22 protein-coding genes are annotated in these 24,931 nt (G+C 43.5%); 2 read left to right on the top strand and 20 right to left on the bottom strand.

What is annotated here, in order from left to right; genetic code table 11:
• Position 1: 1 nt before the first annotated feature.
• The gene (locus LP667_RS05200) at positions 2–238 is read right to left on the bottom strand and encodes a YkuJ family protein (protein WP_003643297.1); all 237 of its coding nucleotides are present in this window, start codon (positions 236–238) and stop codon (positions 2–4) included.
• 191 nt (positions 239–429) lie between these two features.
• On the opposite strand from LP667_RS05200, the gene LP667_RS05195 reads away from it, so the two are divergent.
• On the top strand, positions 430–1,617 hold the full coding sequence (locus LP667_RS05195) for a pyridoxal phosphate-dependent aminotransferase (RefSeq protein WP_021732336.1): 1,188 nt from the start codon (positions 430–432) through the stop codon (positions 1,615–1,617).
• A gap of 183 nt (positions 1,618–1,800) precedes the next feature.
• On the opposite strand, the gene LP667_RS05190 is transcribed toward LP667_RS05195, so the two are convergent.
• The 7 genes from LP667_RS05190 to LP667_RS05160 all read right to left on the bottom strand — a co-directional run bounded on the left by LP667_RS05190 (position 1,801) and on the right by LP667_RS05160 (position 9,444).
• Positions 1,801–3,048 carry a D-alanyl-D-alanine carboxypeptidase family protein gene (locus LP667_RS05190; protein ID WP_021732337.1) on the bottom strand — a complete coding sequence of 416 codons (1,248 nt, stop codon included), beginning with the start codon at positions 3,046–3,048 and terminating at the stop codon, positions 1,801–1,803.
• A gap of 64 nt (positions 3,049–3,112) precedes the next feature.
• A complete protein-coding gene (locus tag LP667_RS05185; protein ID WP_021732338.1) occupies positions 3,113–4,168 on the bottom strand; it encodes a lysylphosphatidylglycerol synthase transmembrane domain-containing protein in 1,056 nt (351 codons plus the stop codon).
• Between the two features lie 3 nt (positions 4,169–4,171).
• Positions 4,172–5,194, bottom strand: a complete 1,023-nt coding sequence (locus LP667_RS05180; RefSeq protein WP_021732339.1) for a glycosyltransferase family 4 protein — start codon at positions 5,192–5,194, stop codon at positions 4,172–4,174.
• Positions 5,195–5,274: 80 nt separating this feature from the next.
• The gene (locus LP667_RS05175) at positions 5,275–6,453 is read right to left on the bottom strand and encodes a glycosyltransferase family 4 protein (RefSeq protein WP_021732340.1); all 1,179 of its coding nucleotides are present in this window, start codon (positions 6,451–6,453) and stop codon (positions 5,275–5,277) included.
• 647 nt (positions 6,454–7,100) lie between these two features.
• A complete protein-coding gene (gene ptsP / locus LP667_RS05170; RefSeq protein ID WP_021732341.1) occupies positions 7,101–8,831 on the bottom strand; it encodes a phosphoenolpyruvate--protein phosphotransferase in 1,731 nt (576 codons plus the stop codon).
• Positions 8,831–9,097 carry a phosphocarrier protein HPr gene (locus LP667_RS05165; protein ID WP_021732342.1) on the bottom strand — a complete coding sequence of 89 codons (267 nt, stop codon included), beginning with the start codon at positions 9,095–9,097 and terminating at the stop codon, positions 8,831–8,833. Before LP667_RS05165 ends, ptsP begins: the two co-directional genes overlap by 1 nt.
• A 149-nt stretch (positions 9,098–9,246) precedes the next feature.
• Entirely contained in the window at positions 9,247–9,444 is a 198-nt protein-coding gene (locus LP667_RS05160) for a hypothetical protein (RefSeq protein WP_021732343.1), read from the bottom strand.
• Between the two features lie 481 nt (positions 9,445–9,925).
• Between LP667_RS05160 and LP667_RS05155 the strand changes: the two genes are divergently transcribed.
• Positions 9,926–12,142 carry an ATP-dependent Clp protease ATP-binding subunit gene (locus tag LP667_RS05155; protein WP_021732344.1) on the top strand — a complete coding sequence of 739 codons (2,217 nt, stop codon included), beginning with the start codon at positions 9,926–9,928 and terminating at the stop codon, positions 12,140–12,142.
• Between the two features lie 105 nt (positions 12,143–12,247).
• On the opposite strand, the gene LP667_RS05150 is transcribed toward LP667_RS05155, so the two are convergent.
• The 12 genes from LP667_RS05150 to LP667_RS05095 form a co-directional block, all read right to left on the bottom strand.
• Positions 12,248–13,294, bottom strand: a complete 1,047-nt coding sequence (locus LP667_RS05150; RefSeq protein WP_021732345.1) for a DarT ssDNA thymidine ADP-ribosyltransferase family protein — start codon at positions 13,292–13,294, stop codon at positions 12,248–12,250.
• 1 nt (position 13,295) lies between these two features.
• The gene (locus tag LP667_RS05145; RefSeq protein WP_021732346.1) at positions 13,296–14,234 is read right to left on the bottom strand and encodes a macro domain-containing protein; all 939 of its coding nucleotides are present in this window, start codon (positions 14,232–14,234) and stop codon (positions 13,296–13,298) included.
• Between the two features lie 228 nt (positions 14,235–14,462).
• On the bottom strand, positions 14,463–15,014 hold the full coding sequence (locus LP667_RS05140; protein WP_021732347.1) for a tyrosine-type recombinase/integrase: 552 nt from the start codon (positions 15,012–15,014) through the stop codon (positions 14,463–14,465).
• Between the two features lie 197 nt (positions 15,015–15,211).
• Positions 15,212–15,601: a MarR family winged helix-turn-helix transcriptional regulator gene (locus LP667_RS05135; protein WP_021732348.1), complete on the bottom strand. Its 390-nt coding sequence runs from the start codon at positions 15,599–15,601 to the stop codon at positions 15,212–15,214.
• Positions 15,602–16,140: 539 nt separating this feature from the next.
• Positions 16,141–17,106 (bottom strand): ABC transporter ATP-binding protein, encoded by a 966-nt coding sequence (locus tag LP667_RS05130; protein WP_021732349.1) that lies wholly within the window; start codon positions 17,104–17,106, stop codon positions 16,141–16,143.
• Positions 17,107–17,112: 6 nt separating this feature from the next.
• On the bottom strand, positions 17,113–18,192 hold the full coding sequence (locus LP667_RS05125; RefSeq protein ID WP_021732350.1) for an ABC transporter ATP-binding protein: 1,080 nt from the start codon (positions 18,190–18,192) through the stop codon (positions 17,113–17,115).
• Positions 18,193–18,207: 15 nt separating this feature from the next.
• The gene (locus LP667_RS05120) at positions 18,208–19,242 is read right to left on the bottom strand and encodes an ABC transporter permease (protein WP_021732351.1); all 1,035 of its coding nucleotides are present in this window, start codon (positions 19,240–19,242) and stop codon (positions 18,208–18,210) included.
• 3 nt (positions 19,243–19,245) lie between these two features.
• The gene (gene opp3b, locus LP667_RS05115; protein ID WP_021732352.1) at positions 19,246–20,175 is read right to left on the bottom strand and encodes an oligopeptide ABC transporter permease; all 930 of its coding nucleotides are present in this window, start codon (positions 20,173–20,175) and stop codon (positions 19,246–19,248) included.
• 155 nt (positions 20,176–20,330) lie between these two features.
• Positions 20,331–21,974 carry a peptide ABC transporter substrate-binding protein gene (locus LP667_RS05110; protein ID WP_021732354.1) on the bottom strand — a complete coding sequence of 548 codons (1,644 nt, stop codon included), beginning with the start codon at positions 21,972–21,974 and terminating at the stop codon, positions 20,331–20,333.
• A 578-nt stretch (positions 21,975–22,552) separates the two neighbouring features.
• Complete coding sequence (locus LP667_RS05105) at positions 22,553–22,933, bottom strand: DUF1634 domain-containing protein (RefSeq protein WP_021732356.1); 381 nt, start codon at positions 22,931–22,933, stop codon at positions 22,553–22,555.
• Positions 22,933–23,778, bottom strand: a complete 846-nt coding sequence (locus tag LP667_RS05100) for a sulfite exporter TauE/SafE family protein (RefSeq protein WP_003644203.1) — start codon at positions 23,776–23,778, stop codon at positions 22,933–22,935. Before LP667_RS05100 ends, LP667_RS05105 begins: the two co-directional genes overlap by 1 nt.
• A gap of 219 nt (positions 23,779–23,997) precedes the next feature.
• The gene (locus tag LP667_RS05095; RefSeq protein WP_021732357.1) at positions 23,998–24,888 is read right to left on the bottom strand and encodes a LysR family transcriptional regulator; all 891 of its coding nucleotides are present in this window, start codon (positions 24,886–24,888) and stop codon (positions 23,998–24,000) included.
• Positions 24,889–24,931: the final 43 nt, after the last annotated feature.

Raw genomic sequence — 24,931 nt, 5'->3', positions numbered from 1 at the left:
ACTAGTTATCCGTTAGTAAATCGTATAATTCAATGGCAACTAGATCAATGTTATCGAACTCAAACGTTTGGTCCGGATTAAATTCTTGCAACGTATATGTCGAGGTGGCGGGATCGTACGCTACTTGCCCACGTTGAACGCCTTCCTTTTCAAACCGTCGTGATTGCACTTCGGTTGCTTCAGTTGTCCGCATGGCTTCTAATCGTTTGAGAATTGCTGATAGTTCAGATTTATCCATTATACTAATCTCGCTCCTTCAAGTTTTGTTTACATTCTAGCAAAAAATAGGACTAATAACACGTTTTTTCATAGAAAACCTATTTTTAACACAAAATTTCACACTTATAATTATACCCTAACTTCCTGCTAAGACGATGAGAAGTTGTGCTAAAATTAGAACAACTTATAAATTAAAGGGAGTTCGGATATATGACATTATTTAGAGACGATCTTAATGAAACAATCAGTCACATTCAAGTTTCCGCCATCCGTCAATTTGATGAGGAAGTTAGTGCGATTCCTGACATGGTTAAATTAACACTCGGCGAACCTGACTTCAACACCCCTGAACACGTCAAGGCTGCTGCTAAAAAAGCCATCGACGATAATTATTCTCACTACACTGGCATGGCTGGTCTATTGGAACTACGCCAAGCAGCGGCACACTTTCAAGAGACAAAGTACGGTATCCACTACGACGCTGATGACCAAGTCTTAGTGACTGTAGGTGCTACGGAAGCCATTGCCACTGCCTTGACAACGATTTGCAACCCCGGTGATGCCATCATTATCCCATCACCGATCTTTCCAGCTTACATTCCGATCATTCAAGAAGCGCACGCCAAGCCACTCTTCATGGATACTGGCGTCAACGACTTTGTCATCACGCCTAAGATGGTCGATGACTTCATCGCTGCCCATCCTGATGAAAACTTCAAAGGTATCGTGTTGAACTACCCCAACAATCCAACCGGGGTCACTTACGTTGAAGATGAAATCAAAGCACTTGCTGACTGTTTCCATCGCCACAACTTATGGGTCGTTTCCGACGAAATCTACAGTGAATTAACTTATGGCAGTGACCACGTTTCAATTGCTAAGTTTATTCCTGATGAAGTGATCTTAATCAATGGTTTATCCAAGTCGCATGCTATGACCGGTTGGCGGATCGGATTCCTATTCGCTTCTAAGGAAATGACCGCACAACTGAAGAAGGTCCACCAGTATTACGTCACCGCTGCGACCACGATTGCTCAGAAAGCCGGGGTTGAAGCCCTTACCAACGGAATCGATGATGCACAACCAATGCGGCAAGAATATCAAGCACGTCGAGACTTCGTCTACCAAACGATGTCGAAGCTTGGTTTCAAAATTGCTCGTCCGACTGGGGCCTTTTACATTTTTGCTAAGATTCCAGCTGGTTTCCAACAAGACTCGATGGCCTTCTGCAAAGACCTTGCGCGTAAAAATCAACTCGCTATTATTCCTGGTACCGGCTTTGGTGCCGAGGGTGAAGGGTACGTTCGGCTAAGCTACGCCGCCAGCATGGAAAAGCTTCATCAAGCCATGGACCGCTTAACCGCTTATATGCAAAATCCAACTAACCATGTCAACTAATCATGACCATGCTTTAATCAGCTAGTGTCGTGACAGTCAATACTTGGACTCGACGGAAACGTTAGCCAATGACCAATCCAATCCTGTAATCCCCAAAAGGGACGCCAACTACTGTTTACCAGCAGTTGGCGTCCCTTTTTTCATTCTCATTATTACAATCCATAACCATATGGCTACGACAACTTACTTTGCAAACGCATACGCACCAGTCGGCGTCGTCACAGTCCTTTTTGCCGGCGTCGTTGCCCATTGTAGCGGCCCTAGCATTGTTAATGCTTCCGGTGTCCGATAGACCACTTCTTGCGTGGTTCCCGATAGCGGGTCAGTCAACCGTACTTTGAGAACTGCCGTGTTCGCGGCCACATAGTTTGGTTCCGTTCGATGCAGTGGCCATAAAGCAATCTTCGTCTGCGTCAATGGTTGCTTACTATTAGCCCACATTGTCGTATTGCGCTTTGTCACCAGGCGAACCTTCGTTGTTGTTCCTGGAATCTGATAATTGATCTCTTTTGGAACAACTGACTGATACCGCTCCGTCGTTTTAAGCATCAGTCGCAAGTTGTTATTAGCTGTAAACTGCCAAGCACCACCAAGCGTTGTGGCAATCATCCGCCGACCATTTTGTTGATAAGTCGCCACCAAGCAAGCGCCTGCCTGATTCGTATATCCCGTCTTCAATCCATCCACCGGTACTCGGGGATCATAGGATTTTTCTCCCTTTAGGATCTCTACCGAAGTCGGGACAGTATACTTATGAATTTTAACTGAACGTTGGTTAGCAACATCGATAACTTCTGGATAGTCATTGATTAGATGTTGCGCAATAATCGTGACTGCCCGTGCTGACACTAAGTTCTGCCCCTGCTCACTGGTCCCCTTGAGTTTGAGATTGTAATTGGTTAAATCCGTATTATCCAGCCCCGATGCACTAATAAAACTGGCATCTAGGTGCCAGTGGGCTGCTTGTTGATTCATTAGCTTAATGAACTTAGCATTACTACCAGCAACATACTCGCCCAACGCAATTGCCCCACTATTTGAGGAGCCGACCAAGGTGGCCGCGAATAATTCCTTGACCGTAAAGTTCTCCTTAGCAGGCATTGGCATCACTGACAATGTTGCACTAGTCGCCATCTTACGAACATTTTTTTTGATAGGCACCGTATCCGTCCACTTAATTTGACCACGTTCAATGGCTCGTTCAACTAAATAGAGTGTCATCAATTTGCTTAATGATGCAATTGGCAACTGCTGATCAGCATTTTGGGCGTAGACCACCTGACCAGTCTTGGCATCCATTACGTAAGCTGCTTTGACTTCATCAGCCTTGCTACTGGCCGCTTGAGCCGTTTGACTGTTACTTAACCAACCGCCGACAGCTGTCATCAACACTAATCCCCAGACTAACCGCTGTTTAATTAACTTTAACATAGTACCTTCCTCTAATTAAATAACCGCGAAAAATGAGCCGAACAATAACGTCGACTCATTCAAACTACTGTTCTTGTGAATCCGACTGATCAGGCGCAACAATCGGAATTTCTTCAGCTTTTTCGGGTCGCATCGCCATTGCGATCATCCCCAAAAATAGGCCTAGATAGTACGTCAAGATCCGCCAAATTAACATCGCCAGAATTAACTTACTATGACTAGGAATAAACTTTGCAAACAAGGCGGTAAAGCCAAACTCAGCGCCGCCAGCCCCACCGGGAATTGGAAACAGAGATGTGACTAAGAAGATCAAAACATTCAGGCTCGTCACCATGATCAAATTAACGTCATCAATCCCCATTGCCCGCATAATAAAATATGGAATCAAGTAGTAAACTAACAACTGCAAAAATGTCACGATACAAACTTCGACCAGCATCCGCCAGTCCTTGGTCATCCGAACACTTTCTTCGTAAAACGAGTCGATTTTTTCACTAATATTGCTTTCAAGCTTGGCAAATCGTTCGGCTTTCATAAACCAACCCACGGGTGCCAATACAACCTTGACTGCCCGCTTCGTAAAGTTATACCAGTACATTACCAGTAGTAGGCCAACAATCACTGCGAAGTGAATAAGAAAACCTAACAGTACATATAACGATAAGTAGCTTAACTTCTCAGCCAAGTAATGGAACCCAATTAACATTGCAAATAGGAAGTTTAAAACCACCATCGCTTGAAAGACAACGAACTTCATCAGTGCGACCGAACTTGCACGCCCCGCATCAATTCCTGACTGAGCCATCACAAAAATCTGAGCCGGTTGACCACCTGAAGAAAACGGCGTAATACCGTTGAATAACTGCTCCGCTAAAGGCACACGTAAGGCATTTTTAAACGTATAATTCCGATAGCGATGTCTGACAAACTTTTGCACGACCACCGCTTCTAGGCCAAAGTACAGTCCAACACAGCCTAAAGCCACTAACAACCACCACCAATTCAAGGTGAGGATGTCGTCCATCAGATTACTTAACTTAACGTTGCGCAACGAGTACCAAGAAATGCCGACACCAAGCGCAACCATCACGAGTAATGACCAGATGTTTTTTCTTGTCATTGACTACCCCTCTTTTGCCTGTTGCAAATAAAAATCATGCCAAATCTTAGCCAGCCGTTCCTCAGAATAATCCTGAGCAGCTAACACTGCCTTGTCATGTAAAAATTGCAACCCAGCTGGATTATGTCGTAAGCGGTCGATCTGCTGTTGCATATCATCGACATCACTGGCTGCTTGGTAGTAACCATCAATGATGGCCCGGTACAAATCCAAATCTCGCAACAAGACTGGGGTACCACAACTAAAGGCTTCTAAAACCGACATTGGGAATAGTTCATTATAAGAAGGCAGCAAGAATAAGTCCGCCATGTTATAATAATCCACCAATTTTTCACGCGGCACAATTCCTGGGAAAGACAGGTTAGCGGGCGGATTATCCACCACACGCTTCAACTCTTGATAACCGTCCGTAATCCGGCCGAATGAAAATCCACCGGCCCACACGAACTGGATATCTGGATTCTGCTTCGCTAACGTAATAAAGTCAGGAACACCTTTCCGGTCTTGAATCTGACCAGTCCCAATAATCATAAATTTGTTTTGATCATAACCGTACTGCTGGCGTAAGCGCAACTGTTTGGCCTTGGTCATTTCATAAAACTCACGTTTACTAACAAAATTAGGAATGTAGGTTACATCCGCCCGTTTGATATGATAGGCTTCTAGTTTTGGAATAAAGGTCGGGTTCACGACCACAATGTGATCCATCCGCTTGTAAAAAGAGATCAAATAGCGATTAAAAATTACTTGAAACGGTCGTGGCAGCTTCAAGCTCCCCTCGAGTGTCTCTGGTAAGAAATGCACGTAGCCAATCTTACGACCACGGTTGGGCATAAATGTGGATAAATAAAACATCGGATTAACCGTATGGTAATGTGAAATTGCCGCATGACCATACCGATTAACCTTAATATTAAATTCATCCTGCCAATGGGTTCGTAACAACCGCATTAATTCTAAATAGGCGCTGCCGACCCCCTGACCCTTGACCGAGTCGGCTTTTGAAAACATGGTAATGTCTAACATAATTCGTCCCCTCACACGTGGCCCATACCGAATAAGCATCCCTGAACTATCAGTGATACTCATTCGTTTCTCGACACACGTTAATTGCTAATGTTGGCCGACTTATCCGTTGATTCAGAATATGCCAACTGCACGTCTTGATAGTAGTTGATGACCTGCTTGCCAAAATACTCCGCTGAAATTTGATAAAGCTTCTTTTGACGAGGTTTGGGATCATTAAAAGTGTTAGGGTGCTGTAAATAGCGCACCACGTCCTTAACCAAACTGGCCTCACTAGTAAATGTCGTTCCCAGTGATGGATCATCTAATAACTGATCCGTATACGGGCTAGATGCAACCACCGTTTTAAGCCCTGCAGCTAGCGCTTCAATATACGTCAGCCCCTGTGATTCCGAATTAGAAGCCGAAACAAACAAGTCCGCCATCTGATAGTAGTTATAAACTTCATCATTATCAATTTCACCAGTGAATTGAACATGCGCCGTTAGCCCAGCATCCTGAACTTGATTTTCCAGCGTTTCACGTGCCGGACCATCCCCAACAATGAGCAATTGGGCAGTTGGCACTTGCGCTAAGATCGCCGGTAACGCCGCAATGACTTCATGAATGTTTTTTTCATACGCCAACCGACTTAATGACAATAACACGGGCGTCTCGGGCTGATAACCAAGTTTTTGTCGATAATCAGCCGTCGATTGCTGTTCGTACTGATTAATATCAATCCCAGTGGGAATAATCCGAATTGGTGCCTTGACCCCGTAGCCAGTAAGTGTCTTGGCTACTCGCTCACTGGGTGCGACAATCCCATTGAGATGATAACAATACGCTCGGGTGGCTTCCTTAACGTGGTATGGTTTTAACAGTTTTCCATTGGCAATATAATGTAAATAATCTTCATACATGGTGTGATAGGTATGAATACATGGCACTTTTAATTGCTTGGCAACAAACTTACCAATCATCCCCATTGAGAACTCTGTCTGAGTATGAACAATATCTAGTCCGAGATCCTTAGCAACTTGGTAAGCTTTAAACAGTCCCCGAACAGCGATTCGCCGATCCGTGAACGAAACAAACGGAATGCTCGTAAATCGAAAAATATTTCGTTCATAAATATTCTTATCAACATGGGGATCCGTGGTCGTAAAGATATAGACTTGATGACCAGCCCGTTCGAGTTGATTGCGCAACACCTTAATTGACGTTGCGACCCCACTCACTTGTGGATAGTATGTGTCTGTAAATATCCCGATATTCACGTAGATTCTCCCCTTATCTCCATCAATCAACAATGTCGTTAACTGATGTTGCTTAACCGCTTTTAGACCATTAATACACGGTCGTGACGAAATACGACTTAATGCCTATATTATAAACATTATATTGGTTAAATATCCGAGTTGCAAATAATCTTAATATAAATTAAGAGTTCGTGGCAAAGAAGTCCCATCTAAGCGCTGACTGAAAATTAGTCACAGATTATGAAAATGTTAAGCCATATTCTGTCTCCACGATGTAAGCACGTTGTAAGTCCCTTAGTACCATCAATGCCAGCTCGTAGCAAGCGGCTACCTCCTCGCTCGTCAAAATGCGTGCTACGACATTTTGCTTTCCAGCACTATCAGCTGACAGCCCGCCACAAGCCTTTTAACCAATGCTAATCCTGGCCATCCTCCTAGGCGGATATACCCCAACTGAAATTATGTCAGCTAGAAATGCACACTTCCAAGGTAAGCGCCAAAAACTATCTTTAAGAACGCCAGCCTTATGACGCCACTTACAAATGTAATGTCTGGCTGGACGTTCTAATTTTCACCAACCATTGCAGTCATTATGGATTAACGTACTACCAATGCCGGCGCACAAAAAAAGAGCAAATCCGCAGATTTGCTCTTAGCTTAATCGTTTATTTACCAAAGACGTTCTTTTCAACTAATTCCTTGACTTCTTCGTTAGTGACACACTCGTTAAGTGCCTTATCAGCTAACTTAGCCATTTCCTTAGTATCAAGTTTCTTCATTAATGAACGTGTCTTAAGCACGGAAGTTGAACTCATTGAGAATTCATCCAAGCCTAAGCCCATCAATAATGGTACCGCAATTTGGTCCCCAGCAACTTCACCACACATCCCCGTGAAGCGACCGTTAGCGTGAGCAGCGTCAATGACATGCTTGATCAAGCGTAACAACGATGGGTTGTACGGTTGATACAAGTATGACACTTGTTCGTTGCCACGATCGGCAGCAAAGGAGTATTGGATCAAGTCATTAGTCCCAATACTAAAGAAGTCAACTTCCTTAGCAAATTGGTCAGCTAAAATAGCTGCTGCTGGAATTTCGATCATGATACCAAGCTTGATGTCATCAGCAACTGGCGTACCAGCCGCAACCAACTTAGCCTTTTCTTCTTCAAAAATGGCCTTAGCTTTACGGAATTCATCAAGCGTAGCAATCATTGGGAACATGATCCGTAATTGACCGTAATGTGACGCCCGTAATAACGCCCGTAACTGGGTCCGGAAAATGTCATCGCGATCAAGGGAAATCCGAATAGCCCGGTAACCTAAGAATGGGTTCATTTCATCAGGTAATGGCAAGTATGGTAATTCCTTGTCACCACCGATATCCATGGTCCGAACGATAACCGGTTTGCCGTTCATTCCTTCGACAACCTTCTTGTAAGCTTCGAATTGGGTATCTTCGTCAGGTAATTCTGAACTATTCATGTACAAGAATTCTGACCGGAACAACCCAATGGCTTCAGAGCCAGCATCCAAAACGCCGTCCATATCGTCCGGTGTCCCAATGTTAGAAGCTAATTCAAAGTGCTTGCCGTCCTTAGAAACGGTGGCTTCGTTTTTCAACTTCGCCCATTCGGCCTTTTGCGCAACAAAGTCTTTAGCCTTTTGTTGGTAATCGGCAACTTCAGCATCCGTTGGCGTAACTAAAGCGTCACCATTGATACCATCCAAGACAACCGCGTCGCCTTCTTTGATATCAGTCGTAGCAGATTCAGAACCAACGACCGCTGGAATTTCAAGCGTCCGTGACATGATAGCCGAATGACTAGTCCGACCACCAATGTCAGTAATGAAGCCCTTAACATACTTGCGATCAAGTTGAGCCGTATCACTAGGTGTTAAATCGTGGGCAACCACGATTACTTCGGAGTCGATTAAAGCTGGACTTGGTAAGGTTACCCCTAACAAGTGGCTTAAGACCCGCTTCGTCACGTCGCGAATATCACCAGCTCGTTCTTGCATATATGCATTGTCCGTCATTGCTTCGAACATTGAAATGAAAGTATCAGTAACTTCCTTCAACGCTTCTTCAGCATTGACTTTATCATCCTTAATCTTACCTTCAATTTGCCCAAGCATCTCTGGGTCAGACAAAATGGTGATATGAGCTTCAAAAACTTCCGCTTCTTCTTCACCCAAGTTTTCAACCGCTTTGTCTTTAATGACCTTTAGTTCAGCCTTGGAAGCATCGAAAGCGTCATGTAACCGTGCAACTTCGGCATCCGTATCAGAAACCGTTGTTTTTTCGAATGATAAATCTGGATCAACTAGCATATAGGCCTTAGCAATTGCAATACCATCACTGGCCGCAATTCCTTTTAGTACCTTTTCAGCCATTATTCAGATAATCCTTCTTTCTTCATCGTATCAGTTAAAGCTGCGATGGCGTCGGCTTCGTCGGCACCTTCAGCAGAAATGGTAACGTCAGCATCTTTACCAACACCGAGTGACATAACACCCATGATGGACTTTAAGTTAACGGACTTGTCTTGGTATTGCAACGTAATTTCTGAGTTGAACTTACTTGCTGATTGTACCAATAAAGTTGCGGGACGTGCGTGGATACCAGTGTCTGCGATTACGTGAAATTCTTTCTTTTCCATAACTATTCGATCTCCTTCAAGATAAATAAATTTAAAATTGGTTCCGAGTCCATTCGAGTTGCCGCCAACACGTATGCTCAAGAGCCCTTAATAATGATGATAGCAATTATCCAATTAAAATACAAGCCCTTTCATTCAAGCTAGGCCTATTAATTGGTTGTCTTACCATCCTTCTCGAAATGGTAAACGATACGGCCATCTAAGTCCGCCATACCAATGACTCGTTTCCGATACTCATATTTCATATAAGCATCGTGAAAAGCCATAAATTCATCCGGCGTCACGGTAAAACTTTCGCGTTCGCCATGACGTAACGCTTCCATTAATTGAGTATAATCCGTTGCCAAACAATTACCGCCTCCTCAAAGTTAGGTTGACACATTGCTGCATCACAATCAATGCCGTTGGTTAAGGCCCTCCGCCGCTCACTGACAGTTGGTGACTGCCAATGAAAGGCCATTCCTAACAAACATCAAAACTGGTCAGGCTCGATGCATGCAAAAAAACCGCTTTGTACTATAATATAGACAGACAGTTGCACACATAACTTATCCTAGCCAGATAATTAATATACAACGAATCCGGTTACATGACAAGCTATGAGTTGCAACTATCCAGACTCTTCAGAAATATTTGAATCAATTAGTCGTTGCGAATTAATTAGGCCGCACGTCCAGTTTTGACCCTGAGGCTTTTCACTTGCAACAGTCCATAAATTCGCTATACTAATAATCAAAGGTCAACAAAGGTCAAAGAGCCGATGAACCTTTAACTATGATCCTAATCGATTTAGTTATATTTCTGATGCGAAAGGTGTGTGACAGCATAATGCTTTGTGACAATTGCCATAAGAACGAAGCGACGATTCATTTATATACGAGCGTCAACGGTCAGCGGCGACAAATCAACCTTTGTCAAAATTGCTATCAACTGCTAAAGAATCAGGAACAGCAACCAAATAACGGAGTTGGAGGTGCTGATATGGCACAAGATCCATTCGGTTTTGGTGGTCTTGACGACATTTTCCGTGCAATGCAGGGCGGCGTTGATTCTAACGCGTACCGGCAACAACAGACCCCACCGACCCAGCCAGCTGGTCCTAATGGCGGTAATCGTCGTGGCAATAACAACGGCGGTGGCCTCCTTGGTCAATACGGTTTCAACTTAACCGCGCAAGCTAAACAGGGCAAAATTGATCCAGTGATTGGTCGCGATAACGAAATCAATCGTGTTATCGAGATCTTAAATCGCCGGACCAAGAATAACCCCGTTTTGATTGGTGAAGCTGGTGTTGGTAAAACGGCGGTCGTGGAAGGTTTAGCACAGAAAATCGTTTCTGGTCAAGTTCCACAAAAACTGTTAGATAAAGAAATTATTCGTTTGGACGTGGCTTCCCTTGTTCAAGGGACTGGTATTCGGGGTCAATTTGAACAACGAATGCAGCAATTAATGAAGGAAGTTCAAAGTAATCCGAATATCATTCTCTTCATTGACGAAATCCATGAAATCATGGGTGCCGGCAATGCTGAAGGTGGTATGGATGCGGGTAACGTCTTAAAGCCCGCCCTTGCTCGTGGCGACTTCCAATTAGTTGGAGCTACGACATTAAATGAATACCGCGACATCGAAAAGGATGCCGCCCTCGCCCGCCGGTTCCAACCGGTCACGGTCAACGAACCAAGTGTCGAAGAATCCATCAAGATTCTGAAGGGTATTCAAAAGAAGTATGAAGACTATCACCACGTTAAGTATGATCAAGATGCTATCGTAGCGGCAGTTAAGGTATCAAACCGTTACATTCAAGATCGCTTCTTACCCGACAAGGCCATCGACTTACTCGATGAAGCCGGTTCACGTAAGAACTTAACATTGAAGACGGTTGATCCAAAGACGATCCAAGAAAAGATCGATGAGGCCGAAAAGCAGAAACAGGACGCCTTGAAGAAGGAAGACTACGAAAAAGCGGCCTACTATCGTGATCAAGTAGCTAAGTTAGAAAAAGCTAAGCCCGATGAAAGTTCAGACCAGCCTAATAACGACACTGCCACTGTAACAGTCAAGGATATGGAACAAATTGTCGAAGAAAAGACAAGTATTCCAGTTGGTGACTTGCAGGCTAAGGAACAAGCCCAAATGAAGACCTTAGCGCCTGATCTTAAGAGTACGGTCATCGGCCAAGACCAAGCGGTTGAAGCTGTTGCCCGGGCCATCCGGCGTAATCGGATTGGTCTCAATGGGACTGGTCGGCCAATCGGCTCCTTCATGTTTGTCGGCCCAACCGGGGTCGGTAAAACTGAATTGGCTAAACAACTGGCTAAAGAACTGTTCGGCTCACAAGATGCCATGATTCGGTTTGATATGAGTGAGTACATGGAACCCCATTCAGTGGCTAAGTTGATTGGTTCACCGCCTGGTTATGTTGGCTATGAAGAAGCTGGTCAGTTAACTGAACAAGTTCGGCGTCATCCTTATAGCTTGGTCCTACTAGACGAAGTTGAAAAGGCTCATCCGGATGTCATGCACATGTTCTTACAGATTCTCGATGATGGCCGTTTAACCGACTCACAAGGCCGGACGGTCAGCTTCAAGGATACGATTATCATCATGACTTCCAACGCTGGAACTGGCGACAGTGAGGCTAATGTCGGCTTTGGTGCTGCTGCTGAAGGTAAGACCCACGACATCACTAGCCGCTTGACAGATTACTTCAAACCAGAATTCTTAAACCGGTTTGATGACATCATTCAATTCAACGCGCTATCCAAGGAAAACTTGATGAAGATTGTTGGCTTGATGATCGAAGATGTCAACGGCATGTTAGCTAACCAAGGCTTACATGTTCACGTGACAGAACCCGTTGAGGAAAAGCTCGTTGAACTAGGTTACAACCCACAAATGGGCGCTCGGCCACTTCGGCGCGTTATCCAGGAACAAATCGAAGATCGCATCGCCGACTTCTATTTGGACCATGGCGACGTTAAGAATATGGTCGCAAAAGTTGAAGACGGCAAGATTGTTTTGGCGGCTGAAACTAAGACTGAATAAACAGACCTAAATAAGGGAAGCATTCGGATTAATCCGGATACTTCCCTTATTTTTTAACGACCAATGTCAATCGTCATTTTAGATAAAAGCCAGCCCGTCTCGCGTCTAAAATGGCGCATCATCAATTTGTTCAAAGTGATTATAGTAAGCGACATGACCATCAATCAAAACTTCTACTTGATAGTTATTTAAAGGATTAGGCCACCTAAAATCCATTTTATTGTGTAAAACTGCCCGATGATCAGATCCCGGCCAACTAACCATCCTTCCGCTTGGCAAAGAGATGTTAACAACCACGTTCAAGTAACGATTTTCACTGTCAGGATTGATGGCAAATTTAGTCTCTCTGCCCCATTCTTTAGGATAAGGATCTTTAACATTACTCTTGATATGCAGATACCTAGTGTTCATATTAACGCTCTGAATGAAATTTCTATCCATATAAAAAGTAGATTCATCACCCACCTGTATAAGCGAATCATACCGAAAATTACAATCAGCATGTAATTTTTCCAATAAGGTCGTTTTTTCAGCAATTGATCGAACATAAATCAGTTTAAGTAAACTCAAATCAAGCTTTTGCGGTACAACAATTTCCGCGTGTTTATGCTGCGTAATCTTTCTTCGCTGCAAACTATCTAGTCCCGCCATCCCTGAATCATGATAAATCTTATCAAATGGCAATCGACTAAATTCTGTCGGTGTTCTCATTAGCGAAGTTCCGCTACTAGCCAACGACCGATCTGAAAATTGAACATCAGGGCACTTTAAAAGACTTACCAGATCAAACAGAAAGAACACCGGTACCGGACAATTCGCTTGAAGATCACTCTGGTTACACCTATACGAAGTCTGAAAACCTTCGTTATAATACTGCGTTGGCGTCCGCGGCCGAAAATACAGCCGCACCATACTCTTAACATTCTCGTTAGTCTGACTAATCACCACATTGCTAGCATTATCATTGCGCATTACACCATACTTTTTAGCATATTCCCTCGAAACTAAAAAACCTTGATTTAAAATATCAATTGCGTTATCAATATCGGTGAAGTGAAAAGCAAAACGTGGCCAATATTTTCGTTTAGTTGGATTAAGACCAATATCAATCTTGCCACTTAGTAGACGATCCACAGTATCTTGATATAACATACTACCCCTCCATTAGAATTTCAGAGTAAGCAGCCGACTTCTTGGTAGCACGCTCTGATAGGGCCCGCTTACGTAATGATAGCGCCGTGGTCTTATCCTCGCCTATTTTGACCGATAGCGTTGTAATATAGGGTATTTTCACTAATAATTGCTTTAAAAGACCATTATCTTGATGTTCCAGCACCGACTGTGGCAAATCAACATCCAAAAGTATTCCTTGATCTCGAAGTCGAGTCCAGATGTCAGTGAAATTAGTCTGTGTAATCGCATAAGCTATATTGGTATCCTGATGTGTAATCTTCATAAAACTTCCTGCGGTTGCATCTACCGGTTCATCATCATCAACAATCTGAATACGTCGATTTTTTTCAACGAAGTTAGTCCCTGTTTGAGCCGTAATGAAATCTCGCTTAAATTCTGTAAAGCTCAAAGAATCCGGCTCACTCTCGATCCAAGTACGCATTTCCTTGATATTCTTATACTCTGGTTGTTTTTCCCATCCAGTATAAATATGGACATAGACTTTAATTGGCAATTTTCGCAAATACTTTTCCATTAACGGTTGAACTTCTCGTTCCCAATCAAGGCCACCATTTCCAGTCCCTAATTGTGGAAACGAGATAGATTCGATTTCCTTTTCCTGATAGGTCGCTACAAACTTTTGTAGGCCGGCCTCAATGTATGCCAATTGCGATTTATTTCGCCAATTCTTTTTAGTTGGAAAGTTTAAGATCCATTTTCCTGGTGCTTTATATAGATATAATTTTCCTACCGTCAAAGCACCGCTCTCACAGAAATGTTGATAGTTCCTAAACATTTCAGGATAAAGTTTTTTAAATTGAAGTGCAATTCCCTTCCCCATAACACCAACTGTATTAACAGTATTCACCAACACTTGGGCGGGGCTATCAAAAAGATTTGAATTAACGTACATTAACATAATTTGCCCTCCAATCGTAAACCATTGTCTCTCACATTTATCATACACCACTCACTATTTTAAAATGGTAGTGTTCCGATATGAATACATCTGTATTTTACAACATATTAGCATCATCCAAACGTGAAACGTTCCATAAAAATATTTTTATTACTATAGCCTCACGTAAACCACTGCTTCTATCACAAATCTAGTGTCTCCTAATCCCAATAGCTAGTCAATGAGCAACTAAACCCCTAGTTTAAAGTCCCATAACTGCCGCTCTAAGTTGTCCCGTTCAATTCCAATATAGCGCTTTGTGACCTGTTCACTAGAATGATTAAAAATCATCATCAAACCAGCAATATCATGCGTCTGTTGATAATAGTGATATCCAAAGGTCTTACGCAATGTATGTGTCCCAATATCATCACGTTCAAGATACTCACTAGCAGTCTGGAAGACCCGATAGACACCATTCACAGTCAACGCACCACCCCGATCACTACAAAACAATGGTTCACTAGTGGCCCGATAGCGCGTAAAGCGGCCCAATTCAGTCTTTAGATTTTTCAAGAACAGCCAACGCTTCTTACCAGTCTTTTGTTCCATAATCATGACGCGGTCTCTACCTCGAACTTGCCCAACCGTTAGTCTTAAAATGTCGCTCATTCGTAACCCGGTATTAATACCGACCAAAACAATCATGCGGTTACGTTCCCCATAACGCGCTTGCGACACAGCCCACAAAAAATCATCGATTTCTTGCGTAGTTCGCAGCGGTTCAACATTATAATGCATACGTTTTATTACACCTCAATCAGTTTTATTAACTCCAAATTACTTAACCTAGCGTAAACTAAGCTGAGTAATTATTAACTTATAACGCTCCCCTCATCAGTAAATCTCAAAATAAAAGCGCGGGACAAAGAGTCTTCCCCTTTGTCCCGCGTTAAGGTTATACCTTCACTTAATCATCCGTGAGCGTGTACGTCAGTCTATAGTTGTAAGGCCGATAATTGATCTGCTAATTGCGTTGCCGGCGTTGTATCGAGTGATTGGGTCAGCTGGGCATCGACTTCTTTCATTCGTTCCTGACCAGTTTTAGTGAGTGTTAACACCCGCAAACGCCGGTCTTGTTTAATTGGTTGGCTTTTCAACCATCCCTGGGTAATCAGAGTCCCAATATTTTGTGCCAATGAGGCCTTAGCCACGTTCAAGGCATCTGCAACGTCACCAATTTGAATGCCTGGATGTTGTTCAACGTAGACTAAAATCCGTAATTCATTCAAACTAAGCCCCGTAGCGGACGACCAGTTAGATGTAAGTCGTTTTAAGTCGCGTTCAAGGTGCATGATATTCATAATATAATTAATAGATTGTTGCATATTAATCGCATCCTTCCTGAAAGTTGTCATTTTTCACTAACCATCCACACAATCAAACCGCCATTCGCATGATTTTTAAAAAAATAGTGCGAGCTGATTCCTATTAAATCAACCTTTTTGATGTAATTGGTCATTGCTTGTTGCTAACCGCATCCTAGATAACCTCAATGAGATCACCGTTTTACTCGCAATATTTTTTTAAAAATGGTGCGAATCAATTATTAAGATGAATAGTTATATTTGTTAATAAACTTTATTAACGTTATTATTATTGCATAATTACACGCTTTACACAAATAACTTTGACTACGGGTCACAGTTTATCTAATCAAGGAGCGTTCACCATCCTTATGCCATCAGTATTTCAATCGTCATTCATTACGAATATTTTATATATATTAATTTTATATATCCAGTTAACATGAGTTAATTATAATAGTTATCAATCAATTAACTTATCAAGACAGTCGATTCAAACATTTTACTGAATAACAAAACAGACGTCGAGCATTCGCACTCGATGTCTGTTTTACTAACCACTATTCAGAAAATTCTGTGATTAAGCCGGCCTCAACTGCCCGCTTCGTATAGACTGGAATCTCTTCCTCACTAGCTCGTACAAAGTGTCCCGGAGCAATTTCAACCATTCGACGTTTCTTGCCGTCGTGCTCGGTCGTTTCGTCATAAGGCACCTGCTTACGATTACGTTCAAATTCCGGATCAGGGACCGGCACTGCTGAGATCAAACTCTCGGTGTATTTATGCAGCGGATGATTATAGACTTCATCAGCTGGACCAATCTCAAGAATCTTACCGTAATGCATGACGCCGATGCGGTCACTAATATACTTGACCATCGACAAGTCATGGGCAATAAATAGGTACGTCAAATTCTGCTTAACTTGAAGTTCCTTCATTAAGTTGACAACTTGCGCTTGAATCGAAACGTCCAGCGCTGAAATCGGTTCGTCAGCAATGATAAATTTAGGTTCCACGGCTAACGCCCGGGCAATCCCGATTCGTTGCCGCTGCCCACCAGAGAATTCATGTGGATACCGGCTAGAATGATCCTTATTGAGCCCAACGGTTTCAAGCAAGTCTTCTACTTGTTTCGTTCGGTCAGCATCGTCCTTGGCTAAACCATGAATATCGATGCCTTCAGCAACAATATCCTTAACTTTCATCCGCGGATTCAGTGAGGCGTATGGATCTTGGAAAATCATTTGGATTTCCCGCCGGAATTCATGGCGTTCCTTCTTAGTGTGCAATTTAGAAACGTCCTTGCCGTCAAAAATAATTTCACCATCAGTTGGTTCGTATAAGTGGATGATGGAGCGACCAGTCGTGGTCTTCCCGGAACCAGATTCACCAACTAAACCGAATGTTTCACCTTCATAGATGTCAAAGGAGACGTCATCAACGGCCCGAACTTCATCACGTTTGCCAACATTAAAGTATTGCTTTAAATGGCGTACTTCTAAAATTTTCTTACGTTCATCAGGCATGTCTACTTACTCCTTTACTGCAGGATCTGAAATTGGCGCTTGCGGTTTTTGCATGGCCGCAAACTTTTGTTGCCGTCGGACAATCTCAGCCGGTGGCGTGACTTTAGGTGCATCTGGATGCAGTAACCAAGTTGCTGCATAATGCGTATCTGATACCTTAAAGAACGGTGGTTCCTTTTCGGTATCAATCTTCATTGCGTAATCACTCCGCGCTGCAAAGGCATCGCCAACTGGGGGTTCCAATAAGTCTGGTGGCGTCCCTGGAATCGCTGACAATGATCCACTTTCAGTATCTAAGGTCGGCATCGAATTTAATAGCCCCCACGTGTATGGATGTTGTGGATTGAAGAAGATCTCATCGACCGTTCCGTATTCCACGATCTTACCGGCATACATAACGGCGACTCGGTCAGCCATACCGGCGACGACCCCTAAATCATGGGTAATGAAAATAATCGACGTATCAATTCGATTTTGTAAATCCTTCATCAAGTCTAAAATTTGGGCTTGAATCGTGACATCCAGGGCCGTAGTTGGTTCATCGGCAATCAGAACTTCTGGATAACATACTAACGCAATCGCGATCACGATCCGTTGCCGCATCCCACCTGAGAATTGGTACGGATAATCATTAATGCGGCCTTCAGGATTAGTAATCCCAACCAGCTTCAGCATTTCCAACGCTTGGGCGATTGCTTCTTTTTTCTTTAACCCTTTATGCTTCATCAAAGGTTCCGCAATCTGCATCCCAATCCGCATCGTTGGGTCCAACGAAGTCATCGGATCTTGGAAAATCATGGCAATATCCTTACCACGAATGTGTTGCATGTCTTTTTCGGACTTTTTAATAATATCTTCACCGTGGAACATGATACTCCCACGTTTAATTTCAGCATTGGGTGCTAACAAGCCCATCAGTGAACGGGTCGTCACTGACTTACCAGAGCCTGATTCACCAACAATTGCCAAGGTTTCACCCTTACGCAAATCAAAGCTAACGTCACGGATGGCTTTAACTTCGCCCGCATAGGTATGGAAATTAATTTCCAAATTGCGAACTTCAATCACATTTTCTGGTTTTTCCATAGTGCTGCCGTCCTCCTAACGTTTCGACTTTGGATCAAACGCATCGCGCATCCCGTCACCTAATAAGTTAAAGGCGAGCATCAAGATAATCAGCACGATAGCCGGGTACCACATCTGATATGGCAAGAATTGGAAGTTCTTCTGCCCATCAGAGATCAACGTCCCCAATGAAGCTTGTGGTGAACTGATCCCAATCCCGATATAACTCAAGAACGCTTCGAAGAAGATCGCGCTCGGAATTGTGAACATCGTTTGAATAATAATGACACTTGAAAGGTTTGGTAACAAGTGTTTCCAAGCGATTTTGACGGGCGACTCACCGAGTGTCCGTGCGGCCAAAATAAAGTCTTGGTTTTTCAACTGCAAGGTCTGTGCCCGGGTCAGCCGCGCCATCGTCGTCCAACCAGTGATTGCGATGGCTGCAATGATCGAGGCCATCCCAGTCTTTGTAAAGGCAGTAGCCATTAACACCATGATAACTAATTGTGGAATGGACGAGAGGATTTCGATCACACGTTGCATGAACAAATCGACGCGCCCACCTTTCCAACCGGAGAGTATCCCGAATCCGACCCCAATCGTCAGGTCAATCAACGTAGCAATCAGCGCAATTTCAAGTGAGATCCGGGTCCCATACATGATCCGTGCAAGTAAATCCCGGCCGAGATAATCAGTCCCAAGAAGATAATGCACGTCCGACTTGGCACCAGCTGCCGCGTACGCATCGACATCCTTACCAGATTGGGTCAAATGACCATTCAAACCGTGGATGCTAACACCCGGAATCTTCGGTGGTAAGTTCGCGTACCGTGGTGATTGTGCGTTAGGATCAACGTGATAGACTGCGCGGCCACCAAACGCCACTAAGAACAAGAATACTAACACGATAAAGCTGACAAAGGCAGTCTTATTTGATTTCAACCGCCGCCAGACATCTTGGCCGAACGTCAATGAAGGCGCTGCGATCCGTTCATTGTCAGGACCCGCTTGCTTGTCTAACGGCTCGAAGTCGCCGGGCTTAATATCAATACTGCTTGGATTTTCTGCCATTAACTAGTCCCCATTTCCATTTAAACGAATCCGCGGATCAATAATTCCGTAGACAATATCGGTCAACAATAATAGTAAGCAAAGGAGTGCTGAATAGAAAATCGTCACACCCATGATCGTTGGGTAGTCGTTAACCAGAATTGATTTAACGAATTGTTCCCCAATCCCAGGTACTGAGAAGATGTTTTCAACAACCATTGAACCCGTCATCAGTGCGGCAGCTAGTGGCCCAATCAAAGTAACCATTGGAATCAGACTATTCCGTAACGCATGATGGTAAACAATGCCGAACTTAGAAAGCCCCTTCGCCTTAGCTAGTTCAATATAATCCGAACTTAGCACGTCGACCATGTCGGTTCGGATAAACCGCGCCGTCTCGGCCAACGGACTGGCGGCCAAAGCTAACGTTGGTAAGATCGTGTAAGCAAAGCCTTCCCAACCAGCAACTGGGAACCAACCGGCTTTCAAACCAAGGTAGTATTGAAGCAAGATTGCCAATACGAAACTTGGTACCGCAATTCCTAGAATCGATAAAATCGTTGCTAAGCGGTCAGCCCAAGTATCTTTTCTGATGGCCCCAACGGCCCCAAGGATTATCCCAAAGATGATCCCAACAACCATGGCTTGACCACCTAATTGCATGGATGGTCCCATCCGGCTACCAATTAAATAGCTAACGGCTTGATCAGAGAACTGGAAGGATAAACCTAAGCTCCCTTTGAAGATTCCGCCAATATAAATGAAGTATTGCAACCATACGGGCTTATCCAACCCATATTGGGCTAAAATCGATGCCTTTTCACTAGGCGTCAATTTAGCTTCATTTTGCAGCGGTGTTCCGGGCATTAACTTCATCAAGAAGAACGTGGCAGTCGCCACAATGAATAATGTCAGGAACAAGTAAAATATCCGCTTTAAAAGATACTTTCTCATGAGAATTCCTCGCATTCTATTAAAATCAACTTAAAAAATAATGACATCCCTCATTATAAAACAAAATGGTAAGGATTAACAATGTGTCAATCCTTACCCCTTTGCTTCACATTCATTCAGTTAAAGCACACACACTTTTTTGTGGATTTACATCATTATTTAACGGACATGTACTTGAAGTTGTAGTTAGAGCCCGCAGTGTTGTAGATGATGCCCTTCAGATCACTTCGTGTCAACGTTGCTGAAGCTTGTTGATAAATTGGGATGACCCCTTGATCATTCATCAATTGCTTTTCGGCAGCGACCATGTCAGCCCAGCGAGCCGTCTTGTTGTTGGCATCGGCCCCTTCAGCTTTCTTCACAGCAGCGTCGTAAGCGGCACTGTCGTACTTCCCATTGTTGTATGAGTTGTCAGACGTGAAGAGTGACAAGAAGGAAATTGGATCAGTGAAGTCAGCGTTCCAGGCAGAGACCACTGTATCGAAGTTACCATTTTGTGACCGTTGGAGACGGGTCTTGAATGGCACGTTCTGGTTAGTAACAGTCAGACCAGGCAATTTCTCCCAAGCACCTTGAATAAATTCAGTCGTCTTCTTACCACCATCAGTATCGTCAGAAAGTAGCTTAACATTCAGCTTTGTTTCGCCAATTTCTTTCATTCCTTCTTTCCACAACTTCTTAGCTTTCGTTAAGTCGTAGTCGACTGCAGAAGGAACAGCGGCATCGGTCGTAAAGTCCTTACCAGTCGTTGGGTTCTTAGCTAAGTCTTCAGAAACATACCCTTTAGAAACGGTTGAACCGTTGCCCAAGGTATTGTTTACATATGACTTCCGGTTGATAGCCAATGACAAGGCTTGACGAATTTTTTGATTCTTGAAAGCCTTCGCCAATGTCGCATCGCTGTCCTTACGGTTAAATTCAATATAGAAAGTCGAGGCCGTCTTCCGAACTAAGTAGTTCTTATCATTCTTATAGTTCTTGACTTGTTCACTCGAAAGGGTTGTGTAATCAACCTTATTAGAGTTAAACAAGTTCAAGCCAGTCGAAGCATCCTTGACAACTTGGTACTTGATGCTATCCATCTTGACAGCTTTCTTATCCCAGTAATCATTGTTCTTCTTCAAGGTCCAAGAAAGGTTTGTCCCCGTCCAACCAGTCATCTTGTAAGGGCCGTTATAAACCATGGCCTTGCTGCTCGTCCCATATTTAGAGCCATACTTCTTAACCACTTTTTCATTTTGTGGGAAGAAGTTGATGAAGCCCATCAGTTTGTCAAAGTAAGCAATTGGCTTGTCCAACGTGACCGTCAACTTGTAATCGCCATCGGCTTTAATCCCTAAGCTTGAAACGGGCTTCTTACCATTGACGATGTCGTCGGCGTTCTTAATCCCTGAATATAAGTATGCGTATTGTGACGCAGTCTTAGGATTAACGGTTCGTTGCCAACCATAAACGAAATCTTTAGCGGTAACTTTATCCCCGTTACTCCATTTTGCGTTCTTCCGTAAAGTGAACGTATATGTCTTCCCACCATTAGTAACTTTAGTGGATTTTGCAATTCCGGGTGTAACCTTACCGTTCTTACCGAGACGGTATAACCCTTCATTGGTGTTATTCAACGCGTTCGAACTAACCACGTCGGTGGACTTAGAAATGTCCATTGTTGGTAATTCCGCTGATTCGGTCCAATTGGCCGTTTGCTTAGAACTTGAAGAACTCTTGCTTGAGCCACAAGCAGCTAAGAATAGTACGGATGCGCCGGCAACGACGGTTACTTTTGCAGCTGTTTTGAAATTCATATAACCCAACCCCTAACTTTAAAATAGTCTGTGTGTGCTTTTCCCTCGAAAAGTTAAAGTAATTGTATATTATAAATAAATTAAAATCAATCCCAAACTCTAATTTTTATCATTATTTCGTCATAATTGTCTTAATTATTCTGGTTAATCGATATTATCTGCTTTATCAAGCATCACTTAAAACACATGTTTATCAACGTTTATAGTCCCATATAAATGTTCAATTATCAAGTGAACACAATCGGCAATTTTTCTTAATAAATAATTCAAATCAATCCAATTTTGACGATAATTAGACTTTTTAGGGTTAGTCAAAACAGCTAAAAGCACGTCAATAAAAAAAGAATGCTGATTTTTTATCAGCATTCTCTTATTATTTAAATGACTTTACTAATTATAATAACGTGATCGTCAACCGCTAACAATTGTCAGCACATCCATGACGTTAGCCCAATGGCCCCCCAATTATTATTGCAACAGCTTTTGAATGCTTTCCCGTTTATTAACAACGGTCAATCTGACATCGACCTGCGGCAAGCTCAAATCATCGGGACACTTTCAAACGCTTAATTCTAGGTTTAATTACCTAAATAGCCAATTACTGACGCTACAATTAAAATAACCAGAACGACCGTCGTAATCCAAACATATAGCTGATCTTTTTCTACTGCAAAAGCGTAAATCGAAACGGCGACCCGCAATGTTGGCGTTAAAATCAATAGAAATAGACCTAACATAATCACGGCATACGGTTTAAGCGCCACAATACCGGCTAGAATATCAGCAACCGTGTGGGGTTCCATACCATTCGCGTAGCCGCCATTGCCTTCAATTAACATCAGAAGCATCCCAATAATGATCACAATCGCTGACACGATGACACCAATTCTTAAAATATAACCAATCATCATTTCAACGGCATGCATCTCTTGGGCTTTAGTTGGTTTTTGATTATCCATTAGATCGTCACCCCGAATCCCTTAGCAATCATTTGAATCCCCAGATAGAGCATCACAGGCACAAAAATCATCCGAATCAACCGGGGCTTGAGTCGCGTCATGATCCGTGAGCCAATCAAGGCACCGACGATAATCCCGATTGCCAACGGTGCCGCGATTCCGGGCTTGATCGAGCCATTAAAGAAGTAGACCATCGCGCTCGCTGCTGCCGTAACACCCATCATCAGGTTAGAAGTCGCTGATGATGGTTTAAGCGGCATATGCATGATCGTATCCATAGCGAGTACCTTGAAAGCACCACTCCCGATTCCGAGCAAACCACTGGCAAAGCCGGCTCCGAACATCATGGAAAAGCCACCCGGCACGTTTTCAACCTGATAATCAACTTGCTTGTTGAGCGCCTTATCGTAATAAGTCCCATTCAAATTCAGCTGCGTCGCTAACTTATCGTCTTTGACTGACGGTAATTCACCGTTCTTACTCATTAACTTGCGAATCATATTGTACGTGGTAAACACTAGTAGCGCACCAAATAAGAAATATAAGAAAGTCGCGTTCAGCACCCCAGTCAGTACCGCACCGAGGACGGCACCAACCGTGGTCGCAATTTCAAGAAACATGGCAACCCGTAAGTTCAACATCTCATCACGTAAATAAGCAATCGTGGAACCGGAACTCGTTGCAATCACGGCAATAATACTGGCCCCAATCGCATACTTGATATCTAGTCCCAGACCCAGTGTCAGAATCGGCGTAACGATCATACCACCACCGATACCTAAAATGGCCCCAAAAATCCCGGCAATTACCCCAACACCGAGCATCAGCCCTAACGAATAAATCATTTTATTCACCTTCACCCTTTAAGTTTCAACTGTTAGTGTACCATTTAATGGTGACCACATCTAATTATTCAATGAAGGTACGCTACTGACTGATGTGAAAGGCCTTAGCGACAATTCAACATTCAAGTGATCTAACAATTAATCGCCAGCGCAAGCGTTAACAATCCCGTCAAATCGGGTATTCGTCTTTTTACTGTGATTAAATTTTTAGATGGCAAATTAATTAAACTTGTCTAGCGGTTGCGCCTGCTTAAATTGAGCCATCAAGCCCGCTACTAACGGTGTCGCCAACGCTTCAGTCGTAGTCGTCAAGGCAAGCCGCGTCTCAAAACGATGGTCGGCCAATGAACGAATCAAGACATCACCACCGTCATACGTCTCTGCTAATGAACGGGGAACAAGGGCAACGCCTACCTGATGGCTCGCCCAGTGCATCGCCGTTCGGGCATCATCGCAAGTCATAATGTAGGTTGGCGTAACCGCAGCTTCCAGAAAAGCGACGTGAAATAATTCATTAAAACGCCGGTATTTGATCAATGGTAACGTTGCGAGGTCACTTAATCGTAATTGCCGCCGTTTTTCAAACTGAGTATATCGTTTAGGGATAACCGCCGCCATTCGTTCTGCTGGAAAATAACGACAGACTAAATGCTGCGCGTTAAACGGCGTTCGTAACACCGCCGCGTCCAGTAACCGCTTATGCAAATCATCTAACAATTCATACGTATTGCCTTCTGTAATGGCTAGTTGCACATCTGGATGTTGGGCCAACCACTTTAATAATGCTGGATTGGGTATCACTCCTGCCGACGATGACACCGTACCCAGATTAATCGTCCCCGTAATGCCATGCGCCAAGGCACGCACCTTATTTTCTGCCGTCGCCGATAGTTGGGTAAGTTGTTGGGCATATCCCACCAATAATTTGCCAGCCTCGGTGACCGTCACACCTTGTGGCAACCGATTAAAGAGCGTGACCCCCAGTTCCAGTTCTAGTTGCTTGATCTGATAACTCAACGGTGGCTGTGCAACATGTAATCGCTTAGCAGCGGCCGTCATTTGTCCTTCTTCGGCGACTGCCAAAAAATATTGTAATTGTTTCAAGTTCATCCGTTAACGCCCCCTGTAATTAAATATCAGTATACACGTCTTA

The organism is Lactiplantibacillus paraplantarum (genome assembly GCF_003641145.1).
Classification (GTDB): domain Bacteria; phylum Bacillota; class Bacilli; order Lactobacillales; family Lactobacillaceae; genus Lactiplantibacillus; species Lactiplantibacillus paraplantarum.
Note: the sequence above shows the minus strand (reverse complement) of the source record. Positions and strands in the feature narration are given on the sequence as shown.

Coding starts and splice junctions, on each gene's coding strand:
- LP667_RS05200 (WP_003643297.1), bottom strand. CDS start 238: ATGGATAAATCTGAACTATCAGCAATTCTCAAACGATTAGAAGCCATG.
- LP667_RS05195 (WP_021732336.1), top strand. CDS start 430: ATGACATTATTTAGAGACGATCTTAATGAAACAATCAGTCACATTCAA.
- LP667_RS05190 (WP_021732337.1), bottom strand. CDS start 3,048: ATGTTAAAGTTAATTAAACAGCGGTTAGTCTGGGGATTAGTGTTGATG.
- LP667_RS05185 (WP_021732338.1), bottom strand. CDS start 4,168: ATGACAAGAAAAAACATCTGGTCATTACTCGTGATGGTTGCGCTTGGT.
- LP667_RS05180 (WP_021732339.1), bottom strand. CDS start 5,194: ATGTTAGACATTACCATGTTTTCAAAAGCCGACTCGGTCAAGGGTCAG.
- ptsP (WP_021732341.1), bottom strand. CDS start 8,831: ATGGCTGAAAAGGTACTAAAAGGAATTGCGGCCAGTGATGGTATTGCA.
- LP667_RS05165 (WP_021732342.1), bottom strand. CDS start 9,097: ATGGAAAAGAAAGAATTTCACGTAATCGCAGACACTGGTATCCACGCA.
- LP667_RS05155 (WP_021732344.1), top strand. CDS start 9,926: ATGCTTTGTGACAATTGCCATAAGAACGAAGCGACGATTCATTTATAT.
- LP667_RS05150 (WP_021732345.1), bottom strand. CDS start 13,294: ATGTTATATCAAGATACTGTGGATCGTCTACTAAGTGGCAAGATTGAT.
- LP667_RS05145 (WP_021732346.1), bottom strand. CDS start 14,234: ATGTTAATGTACGTTAATTCAAATCTTTTTGATAGCCCCGCCCAAGTG.
- LP667_RS05140 (WP_021732347.1), bottom strand. CDS start 15,014: ATGCATTATAATGTTGAACCGCTGCGAACTACGCAAGAAATCGATGAT.
- LP667_RS05135 (WP_021732348.1), bottom strand. CDS start 15,601: ATGCAACAATCTATTAATTATATTATGAATATCATGCACCTTGAACGC.
- LP667_RS05130 (WP_021732349.1), bottom strand. CDS start 17,106: ATGCCTGATGAACGTAAGAAAATTTTAGAAGTACGCCATTTAAAGCAA.
- LP667_RS05125 (WP_021732350.1), bottom strand. CDS start 18,192: ATGGAAAAACCAGAAAATGTGATTGAAGTTCGCAATTTGGAAATTAAT.
- LP667_RS05120 (WP_021732351.1), bottom strand. CDS start 19,242: ATGGCAGAAAATCCAAGCAGTATTGATATTAAGCCCGGCGACTTCGAG.
- opp3b (WP_021732352.1), bottom strand. CDS start 20,175: ATGAGAAAGTATCTTTTAAAGCGGATATTTTACTTGTTCCTGACATTA.
- LP667_RS05110 (WP_021732354.1), bottom strand. CDS start 21,974: ATGAATTTCAAAACAGCTGCAAAAGTAACCGTCGTTGCCGGCGCATCC.
- LP667_RS05105 (WP_021732356.1), bottom strand. CDS start 22,933: ATGGATAATCAAAAACCAACTAAAGCCCAAGAGATGCATGCCGTTGAA.
- LP667_RS05100 (WP_003644203.1), bottom strand. CDS start 23,778: ATGATTTATTCGTTAGGGCTGATGCTCGGTGTTGGGGTAATTGCCGGG.
- LP667_RS05095 (WP_021732357.1), bottom strand. CDS start 24,888: ATGAACTTGAAACAATTACAATATTTTTTGGCAGTCGCCGAAGAAGGA.